Source organism: Scytonema millei VB511283, from assembly GCF_000817735.3.
In the GTDB taxonomy this organism is placed as follows: Bacteria; Cyanobacteriota; Cyanobacteriia; order Cyanobacteriales; family Chroococcidiopsidaceae; genus Chroococcidiopsis; species Chroococcidiopsis millei_B.
The window spans coordinates 92,594-114,050 of the sequence record NZ_JTJC03000009.1; the positions used below are offsets into that span (position 1 = coordinate 92,594).

20 protein-coding genes are annotated in these 21,457 nt (G+C 45.0%); 7 read left to right on the forward strand and 13 right to left on the reverse strand.

The annotated features are described in order from the left end of the window. Window positions 1–81: 81 nt before the first annotated feature. The 5 genes from psbB to QH73_RS23680 form a co-directional block, all read right to left on the reverse strand. Window positions 82–1,635, reverse strand: coding sequence for a photosystem II chlorophyll-binding protein CP47 (gene psbB, locus QH73_RS23660; RefSeq protein ID WP_039713541.1), 1,554 nt, complete (start codon window positions 1,633–1,635; stop codon window positions 82–84). Window positions 1,636–2,062: 427 nt separating this feature from the next. Further along, window positions 2,063–2,395: a hypothetical protein gene (locus QH73_RS23665; protein ID WP_039713542.1), complete on the reverse strand. Its 333-nt coding sequence runs from the start codon at window positions 2,393–2,395 to the stop codon at window positions 2,063–2,065. A 130-nt stretch (window positions 2,396–2,525) separates the two neighbouring features. Then, a complete protein-coding gene (locus tag QH73_RS23670; protein ID WP_039713543.1) occupies window positions 2,526–3,083 on the reverse strand; it encodes a Uma2 family endonuclease in 558 nt (185 codons plus the stop codon). A 69-nt stretch (window positions 3,084–3,152) separates the two neighbouring features. Beyond that, window positions 3,153–5,534: a DNA helicase PcrA gene (gene pcrA, locus QH73_RS23675; protein ID WP_039713544.1), complete on the reverse strand. Its 2,382-nt coding sequence runs from the start codon at window positions 5,532–5,534 to the stop codon at window positions 3,153–3,155. Window positions 5,535–5,592: 58 nt separating this feature from the next. Beyond that, complete coding sequence (locus QH73_RS23680) at window positions 5,593–6,060, reverse strand: GNAT family N-acetyltransferase (protein WP_039713545.1); 468 nt, start codon at window positions 6,058–6,060, stop codon at window positions 5,593–5,595. 163 nt (window positions 6,061–6,223) lie between these two features. On the opposite strand from QH73_RS23680, the gene QH73_RS23685 reads away from it, so the two are divergent. Further along, window positions 6,224–6,751, forward strand: coding sequence for a GrpB family protein (locus QH73_RS23685; RefSeq protein ID WP_039713546.1), 528 nt, complete (start codon window positions 6,224–6,226; stop codon window positions 6,749–6,751). Window positions 6,752–6,823: 72 nt separating this feature from the next. Here QH73_RS23685 and QH73_RS23690 read toward each other — a convergent pair whose 3' ends face one another. Further along, on the reverse strand, window positions 6,824–7,606 hold the full coding sequence (locus tag QH73_RS23690; protein WP_039713547.1) for an MOSC domain-containing protein: 783 nt from the start codon (window positions 7,604–7,606) through the stop codon (window positions 6,824–6,826). Between the two features lie 73 nt (window positions 7,607–7,679). Then, the gene (locus QH73_RS23695; RefSeq protein ID WP_039713548.1) at window positions 7,680–7,871 is read right to left on the reverse strand and encodes a DUF2949 domain-containing protein; all 192 of its coding nucleotides are present in this window, start codon (window positions 7,869–7,871) and stop codon (window positions 7,680–7,682) included. Between the two features lie 355 nt (window positions 7,872–8,226). Here QH73_RS23695 and QH73_RS23700 point away from each other — a divergent pair, with 355 nt between their 5' ends. Both QH73_RS23700 and QH73_RS23705 read left to right on the forward strand, forming a co-directional pair. Beyond that, window positions 8,227–9,192: an orange carotenoid-binding protein gene (locus QH73_RS23700; RefSeq protein ID WP_039713549.1), complete on the forward strand. Its 966-nt coding sequence runs from the start codon at window positions 8,227–8,229 to the stop codon at window positions 9,190–9,192. Between the two features lie 280 nt (window positions 9,193–9,472). Next, a complete protein-coding gene (locus QH73_RS23705; RefSeq protein ID WP_039713550.1) occupies window positions 9,473–9,967 on the forward strand; it encodes a pentapeptide repeat-containing protein in 495 nt (164 codons plus the stop codon). 31 nt (window positions 9,968–9,998) lie between these two features. Here QH73_RS23705 and QH73_RS23710 read toward each other — a convergent pair whose 3' ends face one another. Next, window positions 9,999–11,924, reverse strand: a complete 1,926-nt coding sequence (locus tag QH73_RS23710; protein ID WP_039713551.1) for an iron uptake porin — start codon at window positions 11,922–11,924, stop codon at window positions 9,999–10,001. Window positions 11,925–12,521: 597 nt separating this feature from the next. Here QH73_RS23710 and QH73_RS23715 point away from each other — a divergent pair. Continuing rightward, entirely contained in the window at window positions 12,522–13,037 is a 516-nt protein-coding gene (locus tag QH73_RS23715) for a J domain-containing protein (protein ID WP_039713552.1), read from the forward strand. A gap of 54 nt (window positions 13,038–13,091) precedes the next feature. Then, the gene (locus QH73_RS23720) at window positions 13,092–13,364 is read left to right on the forward strand and encodes a DUF3143 domain-containing protein (protein WP_039713553.1); all 273 of its coding nucleotides are present in this window, start codon (window positions 13,092–13,094) and stop codon (window positions 13,362–13,364) included. Here QH73_RS23720 and QH73_RS23725 read toward each other — a convergent pair. The 4 genes from QH73_RS23725 to lysA all read right to left on the reverse strand — a co-directional run bounded on the left by QH73_RS23725 (window position 13,298) and on the right by lysA (window position 16,792). After that, window positions 13,298–13,561 carry a hypothetical protein gene (locus QH73_RS23725; RefSeq protein WP_132867506.1) on the reverse strand — a complete coding sequence of 88 codons (264 nt, stop codon included), beginning with the start codon at window positions 13,559–13,561 and terminating at the stop codon, window positions 13,298–13,300. The two genes, QH73_RS23720 and QH73_RS23725, sit on opposite strands and share 67 nt — an antisense overlap. Before the next feature lie 21 nt (window positions 13,562–13,582). Further along, window positions 13,583–14,329 (reverse strand): polyprenyl diphosphate synthase, encoded by a 747-nt coding sequence (uppS, locus tag QH73_RS23730; protein WP_039713554.1) that lies wholly within the window; start codon window positions 14,327–14,329, stop codon window positions 13,583–13,585. After that, a complete protein-coding gene (gene cdaA, locus QH73_RS23735) occupies window positions 14,326–15,264 on the reverse strand; it encodes a diadenylate cyclase CdaA (RefSeq protein WP_015157366.1) in 939 nt (312 codons plus the stop codon). The genes uppS and cdaA overlap by 4 nt, the downstream gene beginning before the upstream one ends. 103 nt (window positions 15,265–15,367) lie before the next feature. Beyond that, window positions 15,368–16,792: a diaminopimelate decarboxylase gene (gene lysA / locus QH73_RS23740; RefSeq protein ID WP_039713555.1), complete on the reverse strand. Its 1,425-nt coding sequence runs from the start codon at window positions 16,790–16,792 to the stop codon at window positions 15,368–15,370. A gap of 117 nt (window positions 16,793–16,909) precedes the next feature. Between lysA and rimI the strand changes: the two genes are divergently transcribed. Both rimI and QH73_RS23750 read left to right on the forward strand, forming a co-directional pair. Then, window positions 16,910–17,563, forward strand: coding sequence for a ribosomal protein S18-alanine N-acetyltransferase (gene rimI / locus QH73_RS23745; protein ID WP_374189064.1), 654 nt, complete (start codon window positions 16,910–16,912; stop codon window positions 17,561–17,563). Between the two features lie 397 nt (window positions 17,564–17,960). Continuing rightward, complete coding sequence (locus QH73_RS23750; RefSeq protein ID WP_039713557.1) at window positions 17,961–20,435, forward strand: ATP-dependent Clp protease ATP-binding subunit; 2,475 nt, start codon at window positions 17,961–17,963, stop codon at window positions 20,433–20,435. 141 nt (window positions 20,436–20,576) lie between these two features. On the opposite strand, the gene QH73_RS23755 is transcribed toward QH73_RS23750, so the two are convergent. Continuing rightward, a complete protein-coding gene (locus QH73_RS23755) occupies window positions 20,577–21,299 on the reverse strand; it encodes an SGNH/GDSL hydrolase family protein (protein WP_165587771.1) in 723 nt (240 codons plus the stop codon). Window positions 21,300–21,457 lie beyond the last annotated feature (158 nt).

A 21,457-nucleotide genomic window follows, 5' to 3' on the forward strand; every position in this document is an offset into this window, starting at 1 on the left:
AAGAAAAGAACGGTTACATTCACTGCTAGAAAAATTGTTTCCCGACAATATATTTAACCGTTCTTAACAATTGACCTCAGTTTAGGCTTCCTTACGGCGAGTGGTCTTGTCACCCACTTTCTGGAACAGCCCCCATTCGACTTGTTCTTCCAGATCTGCCTCGACTCCTGCGAAGACATCGCGGAAGATCGTGCGAGAACCGTGCCATAAATGACCGAAGAAGAACAGCAACGCAAAGGTAGCGTGAGCAAAGGTGAACCAACCTCTAGGGCTAGTACGGAATACGCCATCAGGCTTAGCAAGTGCTAGATCGCCAAATCTGGTGCTTTGATCGCCGTCAAAATTGATGATTTCGCCACCTTGAGCTTTACGAGCATACTTCTTCACGTCGGCTGGGTCGGTAAAGGTTTGACCGCCCAACTCACCGCCGTAGAAGCTAACAGTTACACCTGTTTGCTCGAAGCTATACTTGGATTCTGCCCGCCGGAAAGGAATATCAGCGCGAACAACACCGTCTTTATCTGTTAAAACAACAGGGAAAGTTTCAAAGAAGTTAGGCAGACGACGAACTTCTAATTCTCGCCCTTCTTTATCTTTGAATACGGGGTGTCCTGCCCAAGAGAGAGCAATACCGTTGGTCTTATTCATCGGACCGACGCGGAACAAACCGCCTTTAGCAGGGCTGTTACCTACGTAGTCGTAGAACGCCAGTTTTTCGGGAATTTCCGACCAGGCTTCAGACAAGCTCTTACCCTCAGCCAGGCTAGCTTGCACGCGACGGGTCATTTCTTGTTTGAAGTAGCCATCATCCCACTGATAACGGGTAGGTCCAAACAGTTCAATTGGAGTTGTGGCGTTACCGTACCACATCGTTCCTGCTACAACGAAAGCAGCAAAGAAGACAGCCGCAATACTGCTAGAAAGCACGGTTTCGATATTCCCCATCCGCAAGGCTTTGTAGAGCCGTTCGGGAGGTCGAACTGTCAAGTGGAATAAACCAGCAATAATACCGACAACACCCGCAGCAATGTGGTGAGCTACCACACCCCCAGGATTAAACGGGTTAAAGCCTGCGGGTCCCCATTCCGGCGCGACTGCTTCTACGTGTCCGGTGATGCCGTAGGGGTCAGAAACCCACATCCCTGGACCAAATAGTCCGGTGAGGTGAAAAGCACCAAAGCCAAAGCAAAGTAGACCAGACAAGAATAAATGGATACCAAACATTTTTGGCAGGTCTAGGGCAGATTCGCCCGTGCGGGGGTCTTGGAAGAGTTCCAAGTCCCAATAAACCCAGTGCCAGCAAGCAGCTAGGAATAATAAACCGGAAAGAACGATGTGAGCGGCAGCAACGCCCTCAAACGACCAGAAACCAGGGTCGTAGCTGGGAGCGCCCATGACGTTCCAGCCACCCCAAGAGCCAACTACACCCAAGCGTGACATGAAGGGCAGTACGTACATACCTTGCCGCCACATGGGGTTTAATACTGGATCGCTGGGGTCGTAAATAGCTAGTTCGTATAGAGCCATCGAACCAGCCCAGCCTGCAACTAGTGCTGTATGCATTAAATGTACAGCAATCAACCGCCCTGGATCGTTCAGGACGACTGTGTGTACTCTGTACCAAGGTAGTCCCATCGACTACGCTCCTCCTCGATGAGTTATTTCTACAGGATAATTTTTCGGCTTTTTGTTATTGCCATCAACCGAGCCTTACTACATCTGGATTTGGACGATCCATATGGCTTGTAAAATTCAGCAATGGTATTCAATACAAAAATGAGAATTATTAAAGAAGTGTAACTATTGGCGGGACTGAATGCAAGACGAAAATCAGTTATCAGTTATCAGTTGTCAGTTATCGTAGGGGCGGGTGCGCGCAAATAGACAGACAACTGAGGCAGTAAATCTTCGCTTCATACCCGCCCGTACAGGAGCCAGGAGTCGAGAGTCAGGAGAAGACAAATAGAAATCTTATCACTCACCACGCACCACTCTCTCAGCTCTCCTCTCTTGCCAACTACCAACTACCAACTACCACTCTTCACTGACAACTGATAACTGTTCACTGTACTACAGATTGAATGCTTTTGAGTTGGCACATGGCTTCGGCAGCTCCCAGGCGCTCTATAACTTGTTCGGCGGCGATCAATCGCTTGAGTACAACTTGTCCGATCGCTTGTTTTGTGCCATTACTTGAAGCAGTAGCGGGTCTGACTTCTACAGTCATAATCGTGTCTTCTACCCGATACAGCCATAATTTTTCGTTTGCTTCTACTAGACAAACGTTAAGTCGCTGAATGTCTGGTCGTCGCCGCCATGCTGTTTCATTCCATAGACCATCAGATGCCCAGATTCTACCTACTGTCCATCCTTCAGTGAGAAAGAAATATTTCACGGGTTTTTGCAGCTATTCGACTGGATACTCCTCGACTAGCTTAGAGGATTTAATTTTTAGAAACAAACTGGATTTGATACAGTTTTCAGGAAGATATGAGATGCGATCGCCATGACTTCGATCGCAATGTCTAACCAAACAATCTTGCCACAGCACAGCTAGAACCAGGCAATAAAGGCGAAGTTAGTTCGTCACTAGCAAACAAAGTTGCCACCATCACCAATGTTGCATTTTCGCGGCGATAAACTTGAATTTGCTGCAAGCGCGGATCTGCGATCCAATATTCACGCACTCCTTGAGCAGCATATAGTTTCAGTTTAGCCTCTTTGTCGCGGCGCTCGTTGGTTTCCCCTGGCGATAGCACCTCAACCACCAATTCTGGTGCGCCAGTCAAGTGTTCTGCTTCGTCTAACAAAGCAGCCAATCGCTCTTTACTAATCCAAACCACATCTGGGATAACGTTATCAGCATCAGTAAAAATAATGCCAGGGGTAGTGACTGCTTCCCCTAATCCAGTTTGTTGCGACCAAAGATTTAATTCCGTACAAATGTTATTACAAACTCTTTGATGTTTCCAACCTGGTGCGCGGGTCACAAATAATTCCCCGTCTACAATTTCATAGCGATTGCCATTATCTGGCAACAACTCTAAATTGCTAGTTGTCCATCTTACCTGCGCCTGGTTCATAGAAAACTCCTTTTTTGTCAACAGTCACGCGAATGACAAATGACCAATAACTAATGACTAATGACAACTTTATTCTACTTTTTGTAGCGGATCGATTTTAGGATTAACAATTTTTGGCGTGCTGAGGTTAGCAAACCGAACCGCTAAAGAAATCTTGTTACCAGAACCGAAAATGTGAGTCACTTCACCAATACCAAAGTTTTTATGGAAAATGCGATCGCCTACACGCCAATCTCGCTCTGCGTCTGCGGCTGATGAGTTGTTATTAGCGCTATTATCTTGAGGATGACTCCACTTTTGAGTTGGTTGGTGAGTCGATCTCGATGTACTAGAAACTTTCGCTTGACTAGAAAGATGGAAACTGAGTAATTCTTTGGGTAATTCTGCTAAAAATTGAGAGGCGATCGCAGGTTCGCGGGAACCGTAAAGGCGGCGTTCGCGGGCGTGGGTGAGGTAAAGTATTTCTTGAGCGCGAGTAATCCCCACATAACACAAGCGGCGCTCTTCTTCCAAGGATTTAGGATCGTCAAGCGAACGATAGTTAGGAAGTAGTCCTTGTTCCAACCCCACGAGAAAAACAACGGGAAATTCTAATCCTTTGGAAGCGTGGAGAGTTAATAGAGAAACAGCAGCTTGTCCTTCTTTCAAATTATCTAAATCGGAAGTTAAGGCAGTACTAGCAAGGAAATTTGATAAATTAACTTCTTCATTTTCTTCTTCAAATTGTAGAACGGCGTTGTAAAGTTCCTGTACGTTTTGCAGTCTATCTAAACTTTCATCTGTACCTTGATTTTGGAGGTCTTTGACATAGCCAGATTCATCTAAAACTCCCTGCACGATCGCGCTAGGAGAAAGAGTGTCTACCTGTTCTTGCCATTTGCGAATTAATTGGGCAAAATTGTTGACACCCTTAGCCGATCGCCCTGCTAAAGTGTTAACTGATGTTTCGTCGTTGAGAATTTCCCAAAAGGGTAAATTAAGTTGTTGGGCAGCATTAACTAAATTATCAATTGTAGTTTTACCAATGCCTCGACGAGGAGTATTAATCACTCGTAATAAACTGACGGTATCGTAAGGATTGACAATTGCTCTTAAATATGCCAAAACATCTTTAATTTCTTTGCGATCGTAGAACTTCAATCCACCGACAATCGTATAAGGAATACCCTGACGTACTAGATTCTCTTCTATAGGACGAGATTGAGCGTTAGTACGATAAAGAACGGCAAAACTACCCCAATTAAATTCTGAATGTTGCTGTTCTAAACTCCGTAAATGGTTGATGACAAATTGGGCTTCGGCGATTTCATCATCAGCTTTATAGCAATAGATTTTTTCTCCTTCTCCTCGCGTTGGCTTCAGAATTTTATCGATTCGCTGGGTATTATTTTCAATCAGTTGGTTAGCGGCTTGTAGAATAGTTTCTCTAGAGCGATAGTTTTCTTCTAACTTAACCATCGTCCGAGTATCTTCGTCAGGTAAGCCATCACCAAAGTCGGCTTGAAAGTCTAGCAGAATGGTGAAATCTGCCATGCGAAAACTATAAATTGATTGATCGGCATCGCCAACTACAAAAATTGAGCGATCGCGCCAATCCCATTCACTTTTTCTCGTCTCGCCGTTTGTTGTGAGTAAATTAATTAAATCGTACTGAATTCGGTTTGTATCTTGATACTCATCAACTAAAATATGTCTGAATCTTTGATGCCAATAACCCAGAACTTGTTCGTTCTGCTGAAATAATTTCACTGGCATTAAAATGAGATCGTCAAAATCCAAAGCGTTGTTTTCGGCTAGCTTATCTTCATAATATCCGTAAACTTCGGCAATAACTCTCCCGCGATAGTTAGGCTGTTCTCGTTCAAAGTCGCGGGGAGAAAGTCCCTGATTTTTAGCATTGCTAATAGTGTAGCGAACGGAACGAGGTTCAAATTTTTTATCGTCTAGTTGAAGTTTTTTGGTAATAATCTCTTTAACTACAGATTGAGCGTCGGATTCATCAAAAATAGAAAAGTTTTTCGTCCAGCGTCTACCTTTCTCATCTTGATATTTTTCAATATCAAATCGCAATATACGCGAAAACAAACTGTGAAACGTACCGATCCACAAATCTTTGATATAGGTTTTGTAAACTTGCGATCGCAATCTTGTTTGTTCGTGTGGGGCTAATTTATCTAATGTTTTATTGTATTGACTCAGTGCTATTTGTTCGGCAAAGATTTTTTGAATCCTGTCTTTCATCTCCCGTGCCGCTTTATTGGTAAAAGTCACGGCTAAGATATTATGAGGATCGACACGGTGTTTGAGAATCAGATTTGCAATCCGATAAGTTAATGCTCTCGTTTTACCAGAACCCGCACCCGCAACCACTAACAAGGGACCGCAAAAATGCTCTACAGACGTACGTTGACTGGAGTTAAGGTGACTTAAAAAATCTGTGGTTTTGGTCATAGTTTAAAAACTAGAATTATAGTTTTATATTTAATAGCTGGAAATGTGCTATTCTTCGCTAAAATGTCCATGAATCTGTTCTAGAACCGAGTTGCTGCGACATGACAATAATTTTCGGACTCCTGCAATAGCCATTCTTACTATAGAATGCCTCTGCTTGCCCGTCCCTAAGTGTCAGAAGAAAAATTTGGGACACGTTCATCGGAGTCAGCACGATTGTCAGATGATTGAGTAGCTTTGTTCCTATTCCTTGGTGCTGTTTATCGGTTTGTACGCAAAAATCTTTCACAAAAAAGTGCTTACCATCATAAAATTGTTCGCAATAACCAAGGATAAATCCTAGCGGTTCATGATGGTGTAACACAAATCCAACAAAACCTGGAGTATTGAGTGTCTCCCACAATCGTACCCTTGCCGTTTCAAAACTCCAACACTCGTTCCAAGGTTCTTGTTTAAAAGTTTCAACATATACATGAGCGCAGGAATCGAGATGCTCGGCGGAGAAAGTTAAAATTTCTTCTAACATCGGGATTTATACTCAAAGTCCAGCACGTAGCAAGCTAAAGCAACTTTTCTCAGCATTAGGGTAGAGCGAACAGACTATAGAGATTATATGTTAGCGGCTTTGCGGCTGTTATAGGGATGCGAATTGAGGAGTGAGGAGTGAGGAGTGAGGGGAATCTAAAGGTATGGATGATATTGTAATTGTGGAATACGATCGCAAATGGGTAGAGTTATTCGAGCAAGAAGCTATTTACCTACGAAGTCTGTTGGGAGAAGCTTCGATCCTCCGAATCGAACACTTTGGCAGTACGGCTATACCTGGAATGCCTGCTAAGCCCATAATCGATATGTTAGTGGAAATTCCCAGCTTCGATCGCGCCCAACAAGAAGCTTTACCCAAGCTAGTAGATACGGGATATGAATATCTATGGCGTAGCGATCGCCCCCCTGGGCATATGATGTTTGTTAAGCGATTGCCTGATGGTAAGCGTACCCATCACATTCATATGGCTATTGCTGGACACACATTATGGGAAAGATTGTATTTTCGCAATTATCTCTGTAGCCACCCAGAAGAAGCCACACGCTACGCACAACTAAAGCGAGATTTAGCACAAAAATTTCCAGGCGATCGCGAAGCTTATACTAATGGTAAGAGCGAGTACGTTAATCTAATTACTACCAAAGCAAAATTAGACACAATAAACTCTTAGTCCGCGCAGGCGGACTTTCCCCGTGTAGTCGCGAATTCTATTCGCCTTATTTTAATCCTGACCGATCGGATTCTAGATTGAAACTGGATCGCCAATTCTTAAGATTTTTCCTGTTTCTGACGATGGAATTTTTGTATTGATACTTAACCGATAAAAGTGGTCGAATCTCTCTGGAGTTGTCCAATCTGGTAAGGTTTCTTTACGTTTAGAAACAAAGATTTTCTGAAAATTCTCTGTTGCTACTGCTGTTTTTGAATCTCTTGTGGGTACGATGCATCTCGCACAAGGATTAATTCCAGCAAATACAACTGCTCCAATTTGAAACTGGATACTATCCCCTACTTTGGTAAATAATCGGTCTTCCCAAAATGGAGGTACGCCATCAATTTCTATATTTGCTCGTATCCGATTCCTCATTTCCTCAACACTTATATCAGGAAACCAGGAGGCAACTTCTGCAAGCGTAGCTGCACTAATTATTGTAGGTCCAGAAGCATTAGTATCATCTGGAAATCCTGTAAAATTATTTTGCTTAATGTTGACAGGTAAACCAAAATAATTACTCAACCAAGCTTCTAACTCCGAACGCTCTTTATTCAAGTGAAAAGTAACGCTCTCATCTGTTCCTTGGACTTGTAACGATAGCTGTTGACAATCTGCATCGAATTGCGATCGCAGCCAATGAACCTTAGCATTGCGCTTACCATTCACAAATCGTCCCTTTTGGTCAAATAAGGCATACTCGCGATCGTGCTGGAGTGCGCCACTTGCCAATACACTGACTTGAGACAAAGTGATGCCATCAAGCGATTTAACCGGAAAAATCGAAATTTTTGCCAGATAAGGCTGTATCATAAGCCATCACTTTATATCGCTACTCAAGACAATAGCCGACGTGAAGTTACACGAGTTACAGCGTTAGTAGATCCTACACCATTTCTAACCAATCGAACACGCGGTTTAGTTGTGGCAAGGTAAGAAATCCATATTGCCAAAGTACCATCGGCAGAAAGTTTAGTTCCTGTTCTCCTTTTTTTAAAGCTAACGCGATCGCTGCTTCTGAAACCGACAATTCGTCGCGTAAAAAGCTCATCAAATCATCCCGAACGTTAGATTTCATATACGTTTATCCAATTAATGTCTTTTTTAGCTAAATGGTAATGTAACAAGCATTGTAAAGTTATGCAACGTTTTCTCAGAATTATTTAGCTTGCAGGCAGCACTTGGACTAGCCGCTCCTGTGTAACTTGGTCTGCGACTGCGCGATCGCTTGCTCGATTAAACTACCTAATGGCGCGTGCTATCTACTGGATCGAGCGGCAAAGCGATCGAAATCGATAAGTTTCTTTACAAAAATTAACTAGTTTGTTACATTCATTTACGTAACCAAGTGGGTACGTGCTAAAGCCCCAGCTTTAGCATTTTGCCTTGAATCTCAAAATTGACAAACATAAAGCAATCTGGAGTTTCCGATCGTGACTTATACTATCGAGTCGGCACAAAACATTTTCTCTGGAACTCAAATCCCCAGTCCAATTCCAGCCACCATAGCGCTGTTCGACCAACTGAGCGTTGACGATCGCCTAGCGTACCTTTGGTATGCTTACACGGAAATGGGTCGGACAATCACCCCCGCAGCTCCAGGCGCGGCTCGTTTACAACTGGCGGAAGGATTGCTCACCCAAATCAAACAAATGTCTCCTGAAGAGCAAACCAAAGTCATGCGCGATCTTGCTAATCGCATTGACACTCCGATCAACCGTTCCTATGGTTTCTTCAGCGTGAATACCAAGCTAGCTTTTTGGTACGAGTTAGGAGAGTTGATGAAACAGGGGATCGTCGCTCCAATTCCAACTGGCTATCAAATGTCTCCTGGTGTCAAAGTCGTCCTAGAAGCAACCCAGAAACTCGATCCAGGTCAGCAGATCACAGTTCTGCGTAACACAGTTGTAGACATGGGATTCGATACATCCGACTTGACTCCCAGCAGTTCTCGAAAGAGTGTAGAACCAGTATTTGAACGCACCGAACCCGTCACCACCAATGTCAAGATTGAAGGCATTGACGAGCCTGCGGTGTTGCAATATGTCGAAGCAATGAACGCAGACAATTTCGCCGCTGCTATTGCTTTGTTTACTGCTGATGGTGCTTTACAACCCCCATTTCAAAAGCCAATTGTCGGTCATGAGGCGATCGCGAAATACATGCGCGAAGAAGCACAAGGGTTAAACATGATGCCGAAACAAGGGATCTGTGAAGTACAACCGGATGGCTCCAAACAAGTAAAAGTCACTGGTGTCGTCCAAACTCCTTGGTTTGGTGTCAACGTTGGGATGAATATTGCTTGGCGGTTTTTGATTAATCCTCAAGGCAAGATTTTCTTCGTAGCAATTGATATGCTTGCTTCTCCCCAAGAGCTACTCAACCTGCGCCGGATGTAAAACGTTCTAGATGAGGGAGTGGTGCTAGTTAGTACTGCTCTTTCAAACCCAATATATCTCGCAAGCGCGGGGAAAAAATTGAGGAGATCCCCCAACCCCCTTAACAAGGGGGCTTTATAGGAGATCCCCCAACCCCCTTAACAAGGGGGCTTTATAGGAGATCCCCCAACCCCCTTAACAAGGGGGCTATTATTTCCCCCCCTTTTGAAGGGGGGTTAGGGGGGATCGAGATCTTCAACTTCCGTGCGTAACTCCTGGCGTATTTTATGAATGCCGATCTATGAATGTTGATACTCTACTAGAGCTTTATACTGCTGGCAAAAGAGATTTTAGCTGTTTTGACTTGCGCAGAGTTGATTTGAGTGAAATCAATTTGAGTGGAGCCATCTTGAGTAGAGCAGAGTTAGCTGGAGCCAACCTGAATGGAGCCAACTTAAAAGGAGTCAAGCTCAGCGAGGCAAACTTATCTGGCGCTACACTCTGGAGAACTGACCTTAGCAATGCGACTTTGTATAAAGCCATCCTGAGTAGAACAATTCTCATTAAAGCCAATTTGAGCAGTGTGGATCTACGTGACACTTTATTAAATAGAGCAGATTTGCGCTTAACGAATTTAACTGGAGCCAATCTCAGTGGTGCTAATCTGACCGGAACAGATTTACGTTACGCGCAATTAAAGTTAGTAGAACTAACTGGGGTAGATCTGAGTCAAGCATGTATAGTTGGAGCATCGCTCCAAGACTCATTATTGTATGATTATGACGAAAATAATTAGCTCTCTACCATCTGAGCAATGAAGCGATCGCTTAAAAGCTAAACTGCGCCCTTAAGTTACCTACATAGATCGTTGGGTTATCGCTAAAGTTATTTGGATTGGCAATCAGATAAAACGCTGGTACTAAAGCTATATTATCTGTGAGTGGAAAATAGTAATTCGCTTCAAACTCGTACTGCACGCCACCATTTCCGCCGCCAGCAACGAGAAAATCGCGCCCGTCCAAGATGGCAAACGGTCTGACATAAGAGATAGTTAACAGCGCCCCCTCCTTACCCAAATCGGGAAAAGCAACACCAGCCTGCATTGCTTGGGCTTCAATTTCTCCATCACCAGGCACTAGATTTGTCTTGGCGTAGGTGTAACGTCCGAATAAACCGATACCTGGAGTGACCAACCAATCGAAGTTAACTCCAAAGGTATTGGCTAAACCAGCATCCAAACCACCATCAGCAACTAGTCCTGTCACAGGGTCGAATACTGCCGAACTGCCGTTATCTGCAATTCCGTAAATTGGCTCTCCCGTCGCTCCGCCAATCACGCCGTTAATGGCTTGAATCCGAGTCCGGTTATATAGAAATCTCAAATTAAAATTTTGGCTGGGCGAGTAAGTGAGTTCAGCCGTTGCCGTATAAGTACCACCAAATAAGCCAAATCTCGGATCGCTAGAGGTGTTGTACCCAGTTGCGATCGTACTAGAGAGAAATTCTGTGTTTTCTCCAAGATAAGCGACTGCAAATTGAAATTGCTCGCTGGGTTTCCAAATTACAGCTGCTCCCGAACCTCGGTCGATCGCATTGACTAGCGTACCGCCATTGGAGTTAAAACTATTCGCACCTGTGAGGATGAAGGTAAAAGCGTTGTAGTCAAAATAACGATACCAATTAATGCGGGGACCAAAAACAATTTCAAGATTGTCTCCCACGGGAAAACTATAAAACAATTCATGAAGGAAGATATCGTTATCTAACCCTTGGATACCCGCAGTTTGATCGAAAAAGGGTACGCCATAGGTATTGTAAAGCCCTGCGGAGGTAAATTGATTGGCGGGAGAATCAGCATTTCCTGCGGCTAGCCTTAGTTTAAGGCTGTCTCTACCGTTAAAGGAAGTATCGAAGTTGAGCCATAGGTGATTGCTAAGAGTGATTTCTGGATCTTCTGTTAGTTCTTGTACGACTGGTCTACCAGTTACTGCATCTCTTCCCCCTCGTCTAGCCACAACACCGCCAAATGCATCTGGGGGAAAGATATCGACTGATTCAAACTGCACGTCGCCATCCGCAAAGGCTCCCGTAACGTGAGACCAAACTAGAGCGTTTAATTTCGTCGTCGTCGAGAATTGATTGGCTTCTAGTTCTGCTGTCGCTGCTTCTAAAGTATCCACACGACCGCGCAAAGCAGACAATTCAGCGGCAAATTCTGTCTGCAATTTTTGCAGTGTATCGGCATCTTCTTTCTTGACGGTATCTGCCGATGCTGTGGCAATAAGTTCGTTAATTCTGTCCAAACAGGCATTCAAACCAGCCGCAAATTCATATCTCGTTAAAGCACGGTTGCCGCGATAGGTGCTGTCTGGATATCCGGCAATACAACCGTAGCGCTCTACCAATGACTGTAACGCTTGAAATGCCCAGTCAGTCGGTTGGACATCTGATAGCTGCGATACAGATGTGACTTGCGCCATCGGGTCACCACTTGCTGCTTCCGGTATCTCGACTCTAGGAATCGTCGCTAGATCGGTTTCAGGTTCTATGGAAGTACGATCGGTTGCGTGACGATCGCGCCTATCAGCTGGTAACAATAATTTAGCTTCGCGAGCGTAATTCGTGCTAGCTAGTGTCTGTTTTGAGCTAACTTCTACCGTGTTAGTCTCCGCACTTGCCCTATAGCTATCAATAGCATGACACGCTAATATTACCGAGGCAAGCGGCAATACTTGCAACAAGAATTTATGCATTTATCCTCACACCCAAACGCACACTTTGATATTCAGAATGCAGGGTTTAGACTAGCAAAACTAGCTTTGATTAAATGTATTTTTATATACAATTGATTTGTGTGTGCTGCGAATTCTACAGCGATTTTCATTCGATTGCAATACGTTATAGGGGCGCACAGTTGTGCGCCCCTACAGTTCATGTATCTCATCCAATTGAAAACTGCTATAAGTCAGGATCTCGATCGCGTAACCAAAAAGCAAGCAAAAAATTTAAGTTTGTCTAACGCTTATATTCATCCATCAGGAAAATTTGAAAATATTGACTTTATACTTAAGTTCTATAATTATTTGCTTGTATAAAAAGCATGTTTCAACTAATTTAAAATTGCCAACATAGGAAAAATATATTTTTCTGAAACAGAGATATTTTCTATATTTTTAAGTTTAGCATTTTGAATCAAACATAAGTTTTATGACTACTAAACTTTTCAATTAAATCTGAGATGGAATGCAGCTGCTTAGCATGAGTAGATTTAAAATAGATAAAAAACTAACCGCACTAGTCAAACTGCCGTGACTCAACACTGGGGAATGCCAAATAATAGCGATCGCCCCATGTCAGACCGCGTGTCAGACCGCATGACAGACCAAGCCACTCACTATACCCTGCTTGGACTGCATCCCTCGGCATCGCCAATCGAAATTCGTCGTGCCTACCGACATCTCAGCAAACTTTATCACCCTGACACAACTGACTTACCTTCAGCAATTGCTACTGTCAAATTTCAGCAGCTCAACGAAGCATATGCCACGCTGAGCAATCCAGAACGGCGGACGAATTACGATATGCATATTGGCTATTCTCGTCTGTATGTCATCCAACCACCTCCAGATTTTCAGCGCGCAGCCTCACGACAAGACGGACGGCGTTCCTCTGCTTACCTCGACCCTACAGATCGTCCCCTGTCATCTGGAGAAGTGTTTGTCTTATTTATTTTGGGATTGACCTTCATAGGTTGTATATTATTGGCGATCGCTATTGCTACGATCCGGGGTGATACCTTGCAAACTCCAGTCCCGCCAGCTCAGTTATCAATTGTCAGTTATCAGTTATCAGTAAAGAGTGGCTAGTGGCTGGTAGCTAGTTAATTCCAACTTACGACTTACGACTTACGACTTATTCATATGTCCTTACCTTCTGCCGATACTCCCTTATACAATCATCCTTTACCTCGAATCGAGCAGTGGTTGAAAGACCACGGTTGCCAACAAGACCAAAAGCAACTGCATTGCTGGCGCATTCAAAAATCGAACTGGGAAGCCGAACTATGGCTAGATATCGACCAGTTGACGATCCGATACATTGATGCTGAAGGAGTAGGACAAGATATTCAACGCTCTTTTAAATATTCTCTCAGCCGGAAAGACGTAGAGCAGGCTGTATTTTCAGGTCCGTGAATAGGAGCGAGGAGCGAAATAGGAGCGAGGAGCGAGGAGTGAGGAGTGAGGGAAAGAGCGTGGGGTGTAGGGTGTAGGGTGTAGGGTGTAGGGTGTAGGGTGTAGGGTGTAAGAATTTTGAATGCGTGAATGCGTGAATGCGTGAATTGTTTTGCTCCCTCAGCTCCCTCAGCTCTCTTGTTCCCCTCGCTCCTCACTCCTCACCCCTCACTCCCGATCTACACTTTCCCAAACCGTCGTTCCCGTTGTTGGTAAGCAGCCAAAGCCCGATGAAACTCGGTGCGGTTGAAGTCGGGCCACAGAGACTCGGTAATATAAATTTCGGCATAAGCCATTTGCCAGAGGAGAAAATTACTGATGCGCATTTCTCCACTTGTGCGGATTAATAAGTCAGGATCGCTAATTCCAGCCGTGTAAAGGTGGCGCTCGAAGATTTCTTTGTCAATTTCTTCTGGTTGGAGCAAACCTTGCTGTACTTGCTGGGCGATCGCTCGACAAGCGTGCAAAATTTCCTGTCTACCACCGTAATTCGTGGCAACAGTGAAGCGGATACCTCGATTCGACCTCGTTTCAGCCATCGATCGCTCGATTTCCGATTGGAGACTTCGCGGTAAAGCCTCCAAATCGCCTACAAACCGAATTTGGACGTTTTCCGCTAGCATTTCCTGCAATTCTTTCCGCAGAACGCGCTCGAACAAAGTCATCAAAAATTCCACTTCTTCTAACGGTCTGCCCCAATTTTCGGTCGAAAAGGCATACGCCGTTAATGCTTGTATACCCCAATCTCGACAACAGCGTAATAAATCTTTGAGAACATCTACCCCCCGTTTGTGTCCCATGATACGGGGTAAACCCTGCTTTTTTGCCCACCTACCATTACCGTCCATAATTACTGCAACGTGTCTGGGCAGTTTTTCTTTTTCTAGATCGAGAGGCAATTGCAACACAATCGGCTTTACAGTCATTTTTTATTTCGGGGAGACGCTGGTAAGTTTAGACCAAAAAGCGCAAAAAAACGAGTCATGAGAATCCTAACTCGGTTGCCAATTTGATTTACCAGACCGCGTATGCTTGGGGCTACAGCTTCCCGTTCCACAGCTGGCGAGAATCGAGCTTCCAACAATTCTTTCAGTTTACTGCTGGTCAGCGGTTTATTTAATATCCCCCGTTCTGCAAGCGAAATTGACCCTGTTTCTTCCGAAACGACCACGCATACGCAGTTTTCTACCTTCTCCGTGATACCTAAAGCGGCTCGATGGCGCGTCCCCAATTGACGAGGAGCTGGACGTTCGTAGAGGGGCAAAATCACCGCTGCTGCGACTACCCGCGAACCTCGAATCAAACAAGCGCCGTCATGCAATGCTGTTTTTGGATGAAAAATTGTCAGTAAAATTTCTTTTGAAACTTCCGCATTTAACTTTACGCCTGGAACTTTGAGATCTCGCTCGTCAATGGGGCTGTCTGTTTCCAAAATGAGCAAAGCCCCGATGCGATTTTGAGACAGTTCTCTCACCGCATCTACGATTTCATCAATGACGCTATCAGGTTTGGGTACGATACGTCTTCCTGGCTGCAATAACTGTCGAAATTCTCCCCTACCCAATTGTTCTAAAAAACGGCGAAACTCAGATTGGAAAGTGACTGCCATTGCTACAGCAGAACCAACCACCAATTTCTCCAAGACAAAACTCAATAGCGGCAAACCCAGTCTGGCACTGATGGCAGAAGCAAGCATGAGGAGAATAAAACCCCTGACCATCCACAAGGTGCGGCGCTCTCCAATAATGACCAGCACCATGTAGATTAGCGCCAAAACCAAGCCCAGATCGATAGCGTAAAATAACAACGACTGAGTCCAGCCAAAGTCTGTTGTCAGCCATTGCTTCCACCAATCTCTCATGAGCGAAATATGAAATCTGAAGAATTGAGTTTGTTGACGGTTGGCGGTTAACGGTTAGTGGCTGACGGTTAACGGTCAACTGTTAACTGCCAACCTTGTGTTCTTAGCCTAGTAATGAATTGGGCAGGCAATCTTGCCGAATTAAGTCTTGATAGGTTTCGCGCCGCAGAAGCAGCTTTGCTTCTTGGTTCGCTACTACCACTGCTGCTGGTCGGGGCAAGCGGTTGTAATTGGAAGCCATGCTGTAGTTATAAGCACCAGTTCCCATTACTACCAAAATATCCCCTGGTTCGGTTTGTGGTAAAGATGCCTCTTTTATTAGGATATCGCCTGACTCGCAGTGTTTTCCAGCTACTGTGACGGTTTCGCTGACTGGTGCGGACATTCGATTGGCAACTACAGCACGATAGAGCGATTGATAGGTAATCGGTCGAGGATTGTCGGACATGCCACCATCGATCGCCACATATGTCCGAATTTCCGGTACGGTTTTGCTAGAGCCAATCGTATAGGCAGTAACGCAAGCAGTACCGATTAGCGATCGCCCGGGTTCGCATAATAATTTTGGTAAAGGTAAGTTTTGGGACTCGCAGGCTGCTTTCACTGCTTGGCAAAGTGCTTGTACCCATTCGTCAATACTGGGTGGATCGTCGGATTCTGTATATCGAATTCCCAATCCACCTCCTAAATTTAACTCCGTAACTGGCAGTCCGTAACTTTTCGCTTTTTCCATCCACTGCACCATCACCTCAGCCAAATCTTGATGGGGTTGGCGCTCGAAAATTTGCGAACCGATGTGGGCGTGCAATCCGACACAAGTTAAATTGGGTTGTTGTCCGATAAAGGCAAAAACTGCTTCAATTTGGTCGGGATCGAAACCAAATTTACTATCCAAATGCCCAGTTCTAATGTAATCGTGGGTGTGGCAGTCAATCCCTGGCGTTAATCGCAGCATTATCCGAGTTTGTTGTAGAGACGTTGCACGCAACGTCTCTACAATATTTACTAAGGACTTCAGCTCGTACCAGTTGTCTACTACAATCGTGCAGCCAGACTCAATCGCCAGCGACAATTCTTCTACAGATTTGTTGTTACCGTGAAAGTAGATAACTTCTGGCTTGACACCTGCTTGTAGTGCAGTATAAAGTTCTCCTCCAGAAACGACATCAATACCCAAGCCTTCAGAGTGGGCGATCGCGCATACTCCCAAGCAACTCCAAGCTTTTGAGGCATAAAGTACCTGAAATTCACCAGGGTAATAGTTTTGAAATGCCGAGCGATACTGACGGCAAGCGCTGCGGAGGGTTTCTTCGTCTAGAATATATAGCGGCGAACCAAACTGCTGTACGAGTTTTGTCACATCGCAACCACCAATTTCTAGATGGTCGTGGCTGTTGATTCCTGCTGTCAGTGGTAAAAGTTCTTGGTTGGGCGATCGCTTAGCAGCGTCTCCATTGTTGCCGTTGTTTGCGTTATGAATATATTGACGACCGGAATTTTCGATTCCAGCGGGCTGAGTCGATAACATAATCGTGTAAGCTATCCTCTTGCAGGACGTGAGTGGGTCTAAACTTTAAGTTTACAATTGCAGCCTGTCAGTTATCAGTTGTCAGTTATCAGTGAGTAGTGAAAAAACAAACGATCGATGACAAATGACCGCTACTCCCCATCCAGAATGAGTGCTAGCCTGTCAATTCAACCAATATTGCCATCTGTCCTACCTGCGGTACTGGAACTCGACAACCTTTGTTTCGGTAAACTGTGGACTCTCGAAGCCTATCAACGGGAAATAGACAGCCCAAATAGCGAGTTATTAGGGTTATTTCTTCAAAAAAACCAGGATCGAGAAAATACTTACGACTTACGACTTACGACTTACGACTTACTCGCAATGGGCTGTCTCTGGGCAATTTTAGATGAAGCTCACATTACCTTGCTGGCGGTTCATCCCGATTACCAGGGACGAGGTTTGGGACAAGCACTGCTTTGGGGATTGATGCAGGTTGCACGCGATCGCGCTTTGTCACGAGCGACTTTGGAAGTGAGGGAATCTAATCAACCAGCTATCTCTCTTTACAGCAAATTTGGTTTTCAACTAGCTGGGCGCAGGCGGCGTTACTACAAAGATACGAATGAAGATGCCCTGATTCTGTGGCAGAGTAGGTTGCAACAACCGGAGTTTCAAGCCCAGTTGACAGGCTGGCACGATCTGGCAAGCGATCGCCTCCAACAATCTGGTTTCAGTTTAAACGTTCAAAAACTGGAGATTATTCATCCAGAGTCAAGAAATTTGAGCTAAAAAGCTTGACAAGTGACTGATTTTATCCACATAATTTCTGTTTGGAAGCAATTACGCGGCTGAAATACTGATGGATTTATCCCGAACTAAGAGCGACAAGCAATCGCTCTTTCAGGCTGAGTCAAGGACAGCAATTACAGCAGATAAGCGGAGCTTCTGACTTGAGGCAAAAATTTTGACTGCATAAGGCGGTTTTTGCCAGGTTAGGTGGCGTAGTGACGCTCTCACAGATGAATTGCAAAGTAGGCGTGGATACAAAAACTATTAACAAAAGATAAAGATTGCGATCGCAGTAGGTGAATCCTGAGCTGGTTGTCGGTAATATCAATAGACAGCCAGATAATTAGCATGTGCTAAAATCAGCGTACCGGCACGACTCAGGTGATGGAATACAGCCATGTTTGAACGCTTCACAGAAAAAGCAATTAAGGTGATCATGCTGGCCCAGGAAGAAGCTCGCCGCCTGGGTCACAACTTCGTAGGCACAGAGCAGATCCTCCTGGGTCTGATTGGAGAAGGCACGGGCGTAGCAGCTAAAGTCCTCAAAACGATGGGTGTCAATCTCAAAGATGCCCGGATCGAAGTAGAGAAAATTATCGGACGCGGCTCGGGATTTGTAGCTGTAGAAATTCCCTTCACCCCAAGAGCGAAGCGGGTTCTGGAGCTATCTTTAGAAGAAGCTCGCCAATTAGGGCATAACTACATTGGCACTGAGCATCTCCTGTTGGGTCTGATCCGTGAAGGAGAAGGCGTAGCGGCTAGAGTGTTGGAAAACTTGGGAGTTGACCTATCGAAGGTACGCACTCAGGTAATTCGCATGTTGGGAGAAACGGCTGAAGTATCGGCAGGTTCCCAGTCTGGACGCACCAAGACCCCCACGTTGGACGAGTTCGGGTCCAATTTGACCCAAATGGCAGGAGAAGGCAAACTCGATCCTGTAGTCGGTCGTGAAAAAGAAATCGAGCGAGTGATTCAAATTCTGGGTCGGCGCACGAAAAACAATCCCGTGCTGATTGGGGAACCAGGGGTAGGTAAGACCGCGATCGCCGAAGGTTTAGCCTCGCGGATCGCCAACAAAGACGTACCCGACATTTTGGAAGAAAAGCGCGTCGTCACCCTTGACATTGGCTTGCTGGTAGCAGGTACGAAATATCGAGGTGAATTTGAAGAGCGCCTGAAGAAGATTATGGACGAAATCCGTTCTGCTGGGAACGTGATTTTGGTAATTGACGAGGTGCATACCCTCATCGGTGCGGGCGCAGCAGAAGGGGCGATCGATGCAGCAAATATCCTGAAGCCAGCCTTGGCACGGGGTGAATTGCAGTGTATTGGTGCGACAACCCTTGATGAATATCGCAAGCATATCGAGCGGGATGCAGCCCTAGAACGACGCTTCCAACCCGTGATGGTGGGCGAACCTTCCGTTGATGAAACTATTGAAATTCTCTTCGGACTGCGCGATCGCTACGAGCAGCACCACAAGCTGAAAATCTCCGATGCGGCGCTAGAAGCAGCAGCCAAACTGTCCGACCGTTATATTAGCGATCGCTACCTGCCAGACAAAGCCATTGACTTAATTGACGAAGCAGGTTCGCGGGTACGGTTAATTAATTCCCAGTTACCGCCAGCGGCGAAGGAATTAGATAAAGAACTGCGTCAGGTATTGAAAGAAAAAGACGATGCCGTTCGCACCCAAGACTTCGACCGGGCGGGAGAACTGCGCGATCGCGAAATGGAACTGAGAGCAGAAATTCGGGCGATCGCTCAATCCAAGACTGGTACTACTAAGAGCGAAGGTGAAGACTCCCCCGTAGTCACCGAAGAAGATATCGCTCAAATCGTGGCTTCTTGGACTGGCGTACCAGTTAACAAGCTGACTGAATCCGAGTCTGAAAAGCTGCTGCACATGGAAGACACCCTGCACCAGCGCTTGATCGGTCAAGAAGAGGCTGTAAAAGCAGTTTCTAAGGCAATTCGCCGCGCCCGCGTCGGCTTGAAGAATCCTAACCGTCCAATTGCTAGCTTCGTGTTCTCCGGTCCTACTGGGGTTGGTAAAACCGAGTTAACAAAATCTTTGGCGGCTTACTTCTTCGGTTCCGAAGATGCGATGATCCGCCTGGATATGTCGGAGTACATGGAACGGCACACCGTTTCTAAATTAATTGGTTCGCCTCCTGGTTACGTCGGTTATAACGAAGGCGGACAGTTAACAGAAGCCGTGCGTCGTCGTCCTTATACCGTAGTGCTATTCGACGAAATTGAAAAAGCACACCCCGATGTCTTCAACATGCTATTGCAAATTTTGGAAGACGGGCGGTTAACGGATGCCAAGGGGCGTACTGTAGACTTCAAGAACACCTTGATCATTCTTACCTCTAACATTGGTTCTAAGGTAATTGAAAAAGGTGGCGGTGGAATCGGCTTTGAATTCTCTTCGGAAGATGCAGCGGAAACCCAATACAACCGCATTCGTTCCTTGGTAAACGAAGAATTGAAACAATACTTCCGTCCAGAGTTCCTCAACCGCTTGGATGAAATCATCGTCTTCCGTCAGTTGAGCAAGGCAGAGGTGAAAGAAATTGCCGATATCATGCTCAAGGAAGTCTTCGGACGCTTGGATGAGAAAGGCATTACCCTCACTGTTACCGAACGATTCAAGGATCGCTTGGTAGAAGAAGGCTACAACCCCAGCTACGGTGCGAGACCATTACGCCGCGCCATTATGCGCCTGTTAGAAGATAGCTTGGCAGAAGAAATTTTGTCCGGTCGCATCAAAGAAGGCGATGAAGCTGTGGTGGATGTCGATGACACTGGTAATGTAAAAGTGTTATCGCAAGAGCGCAAAGAGTTATTGCCTCAAGCAGCCGAGTAATTAGTTTAGTTAATTAGGCTAGCTCGATCGAGTAGATAATAAAGTAGGGTGGGCAATGCCCACCTTTTTTTATTTACTAATTTTTATTGGCTAATCGATAGTAGTGACTAGTCGTACCGTTACCTTCAGCTCAATACAAGTTTAATTTGCCTTCAACATTGCATTTTTAATAGCTTGATGCCCGAAATCATTAGGATGAATGAAATCGTTGCTAACTAAAGAATTAGCGCCACGATTGAGCATGTACTGGTAAACGTCTGCCCATTTCGTATGATATCGCTGAGCGATCGCTTTTGTTGCATCCCGATATTGCCGATGTTTTGTAGTAGAACCTGCGTTATAGGGTGCGTAAAGAGAATAACCAGTGGGATTTATGTAAGGGGGAGAACCAATAACAATGTGACTGGAAGGGATTCCAGCTGAAATTAGTCCCGCTACTACTTCATCTAAATCATTTTGAAAATTCATTGTCGAAAAATAAGCTCCGTTGTAGCGCAGATCGTTTAAGCCGTAGAGAATATAAACATAATTAGGAGAGCGCTGAATGATATCTTGCTGATAGCGATCGCGACCGTTGTTTGCTAAAATTGGAACAGTATTTTGTAAAACTGTAGCGGAAATTGCTTGGTTATCTTCTCGTAAATTCAAAGCATTTGCTACTAAAGTAGACCAGCGAGTGTTGCTATTTAATGCACCATCACCATATGTAATGCTATCACCAAAAAAAATTGCAACTTGATGACTAAAAGTTACACTCTTACTACTATGTACGATTATTATTATCGCTACGCATAGTATACCTAGTAAAATCGGTTTTAGTAATAAGAAAACTGGCTGTTTGGAACGAGTTTTGTCACTGTTCAATAGAAATACGCTCCTCAACTGACGAGATTTTTTTCAAACTTGTAAATATATAGCGTTTCCTATCCTGAGAAAATATAGCAGGGAGCAGGGAGCAGAGAAAAAAACTTGGCTAATATTGCTCGTAGACAATTGAAATGTCCCGATCTATCCGCCTCTGT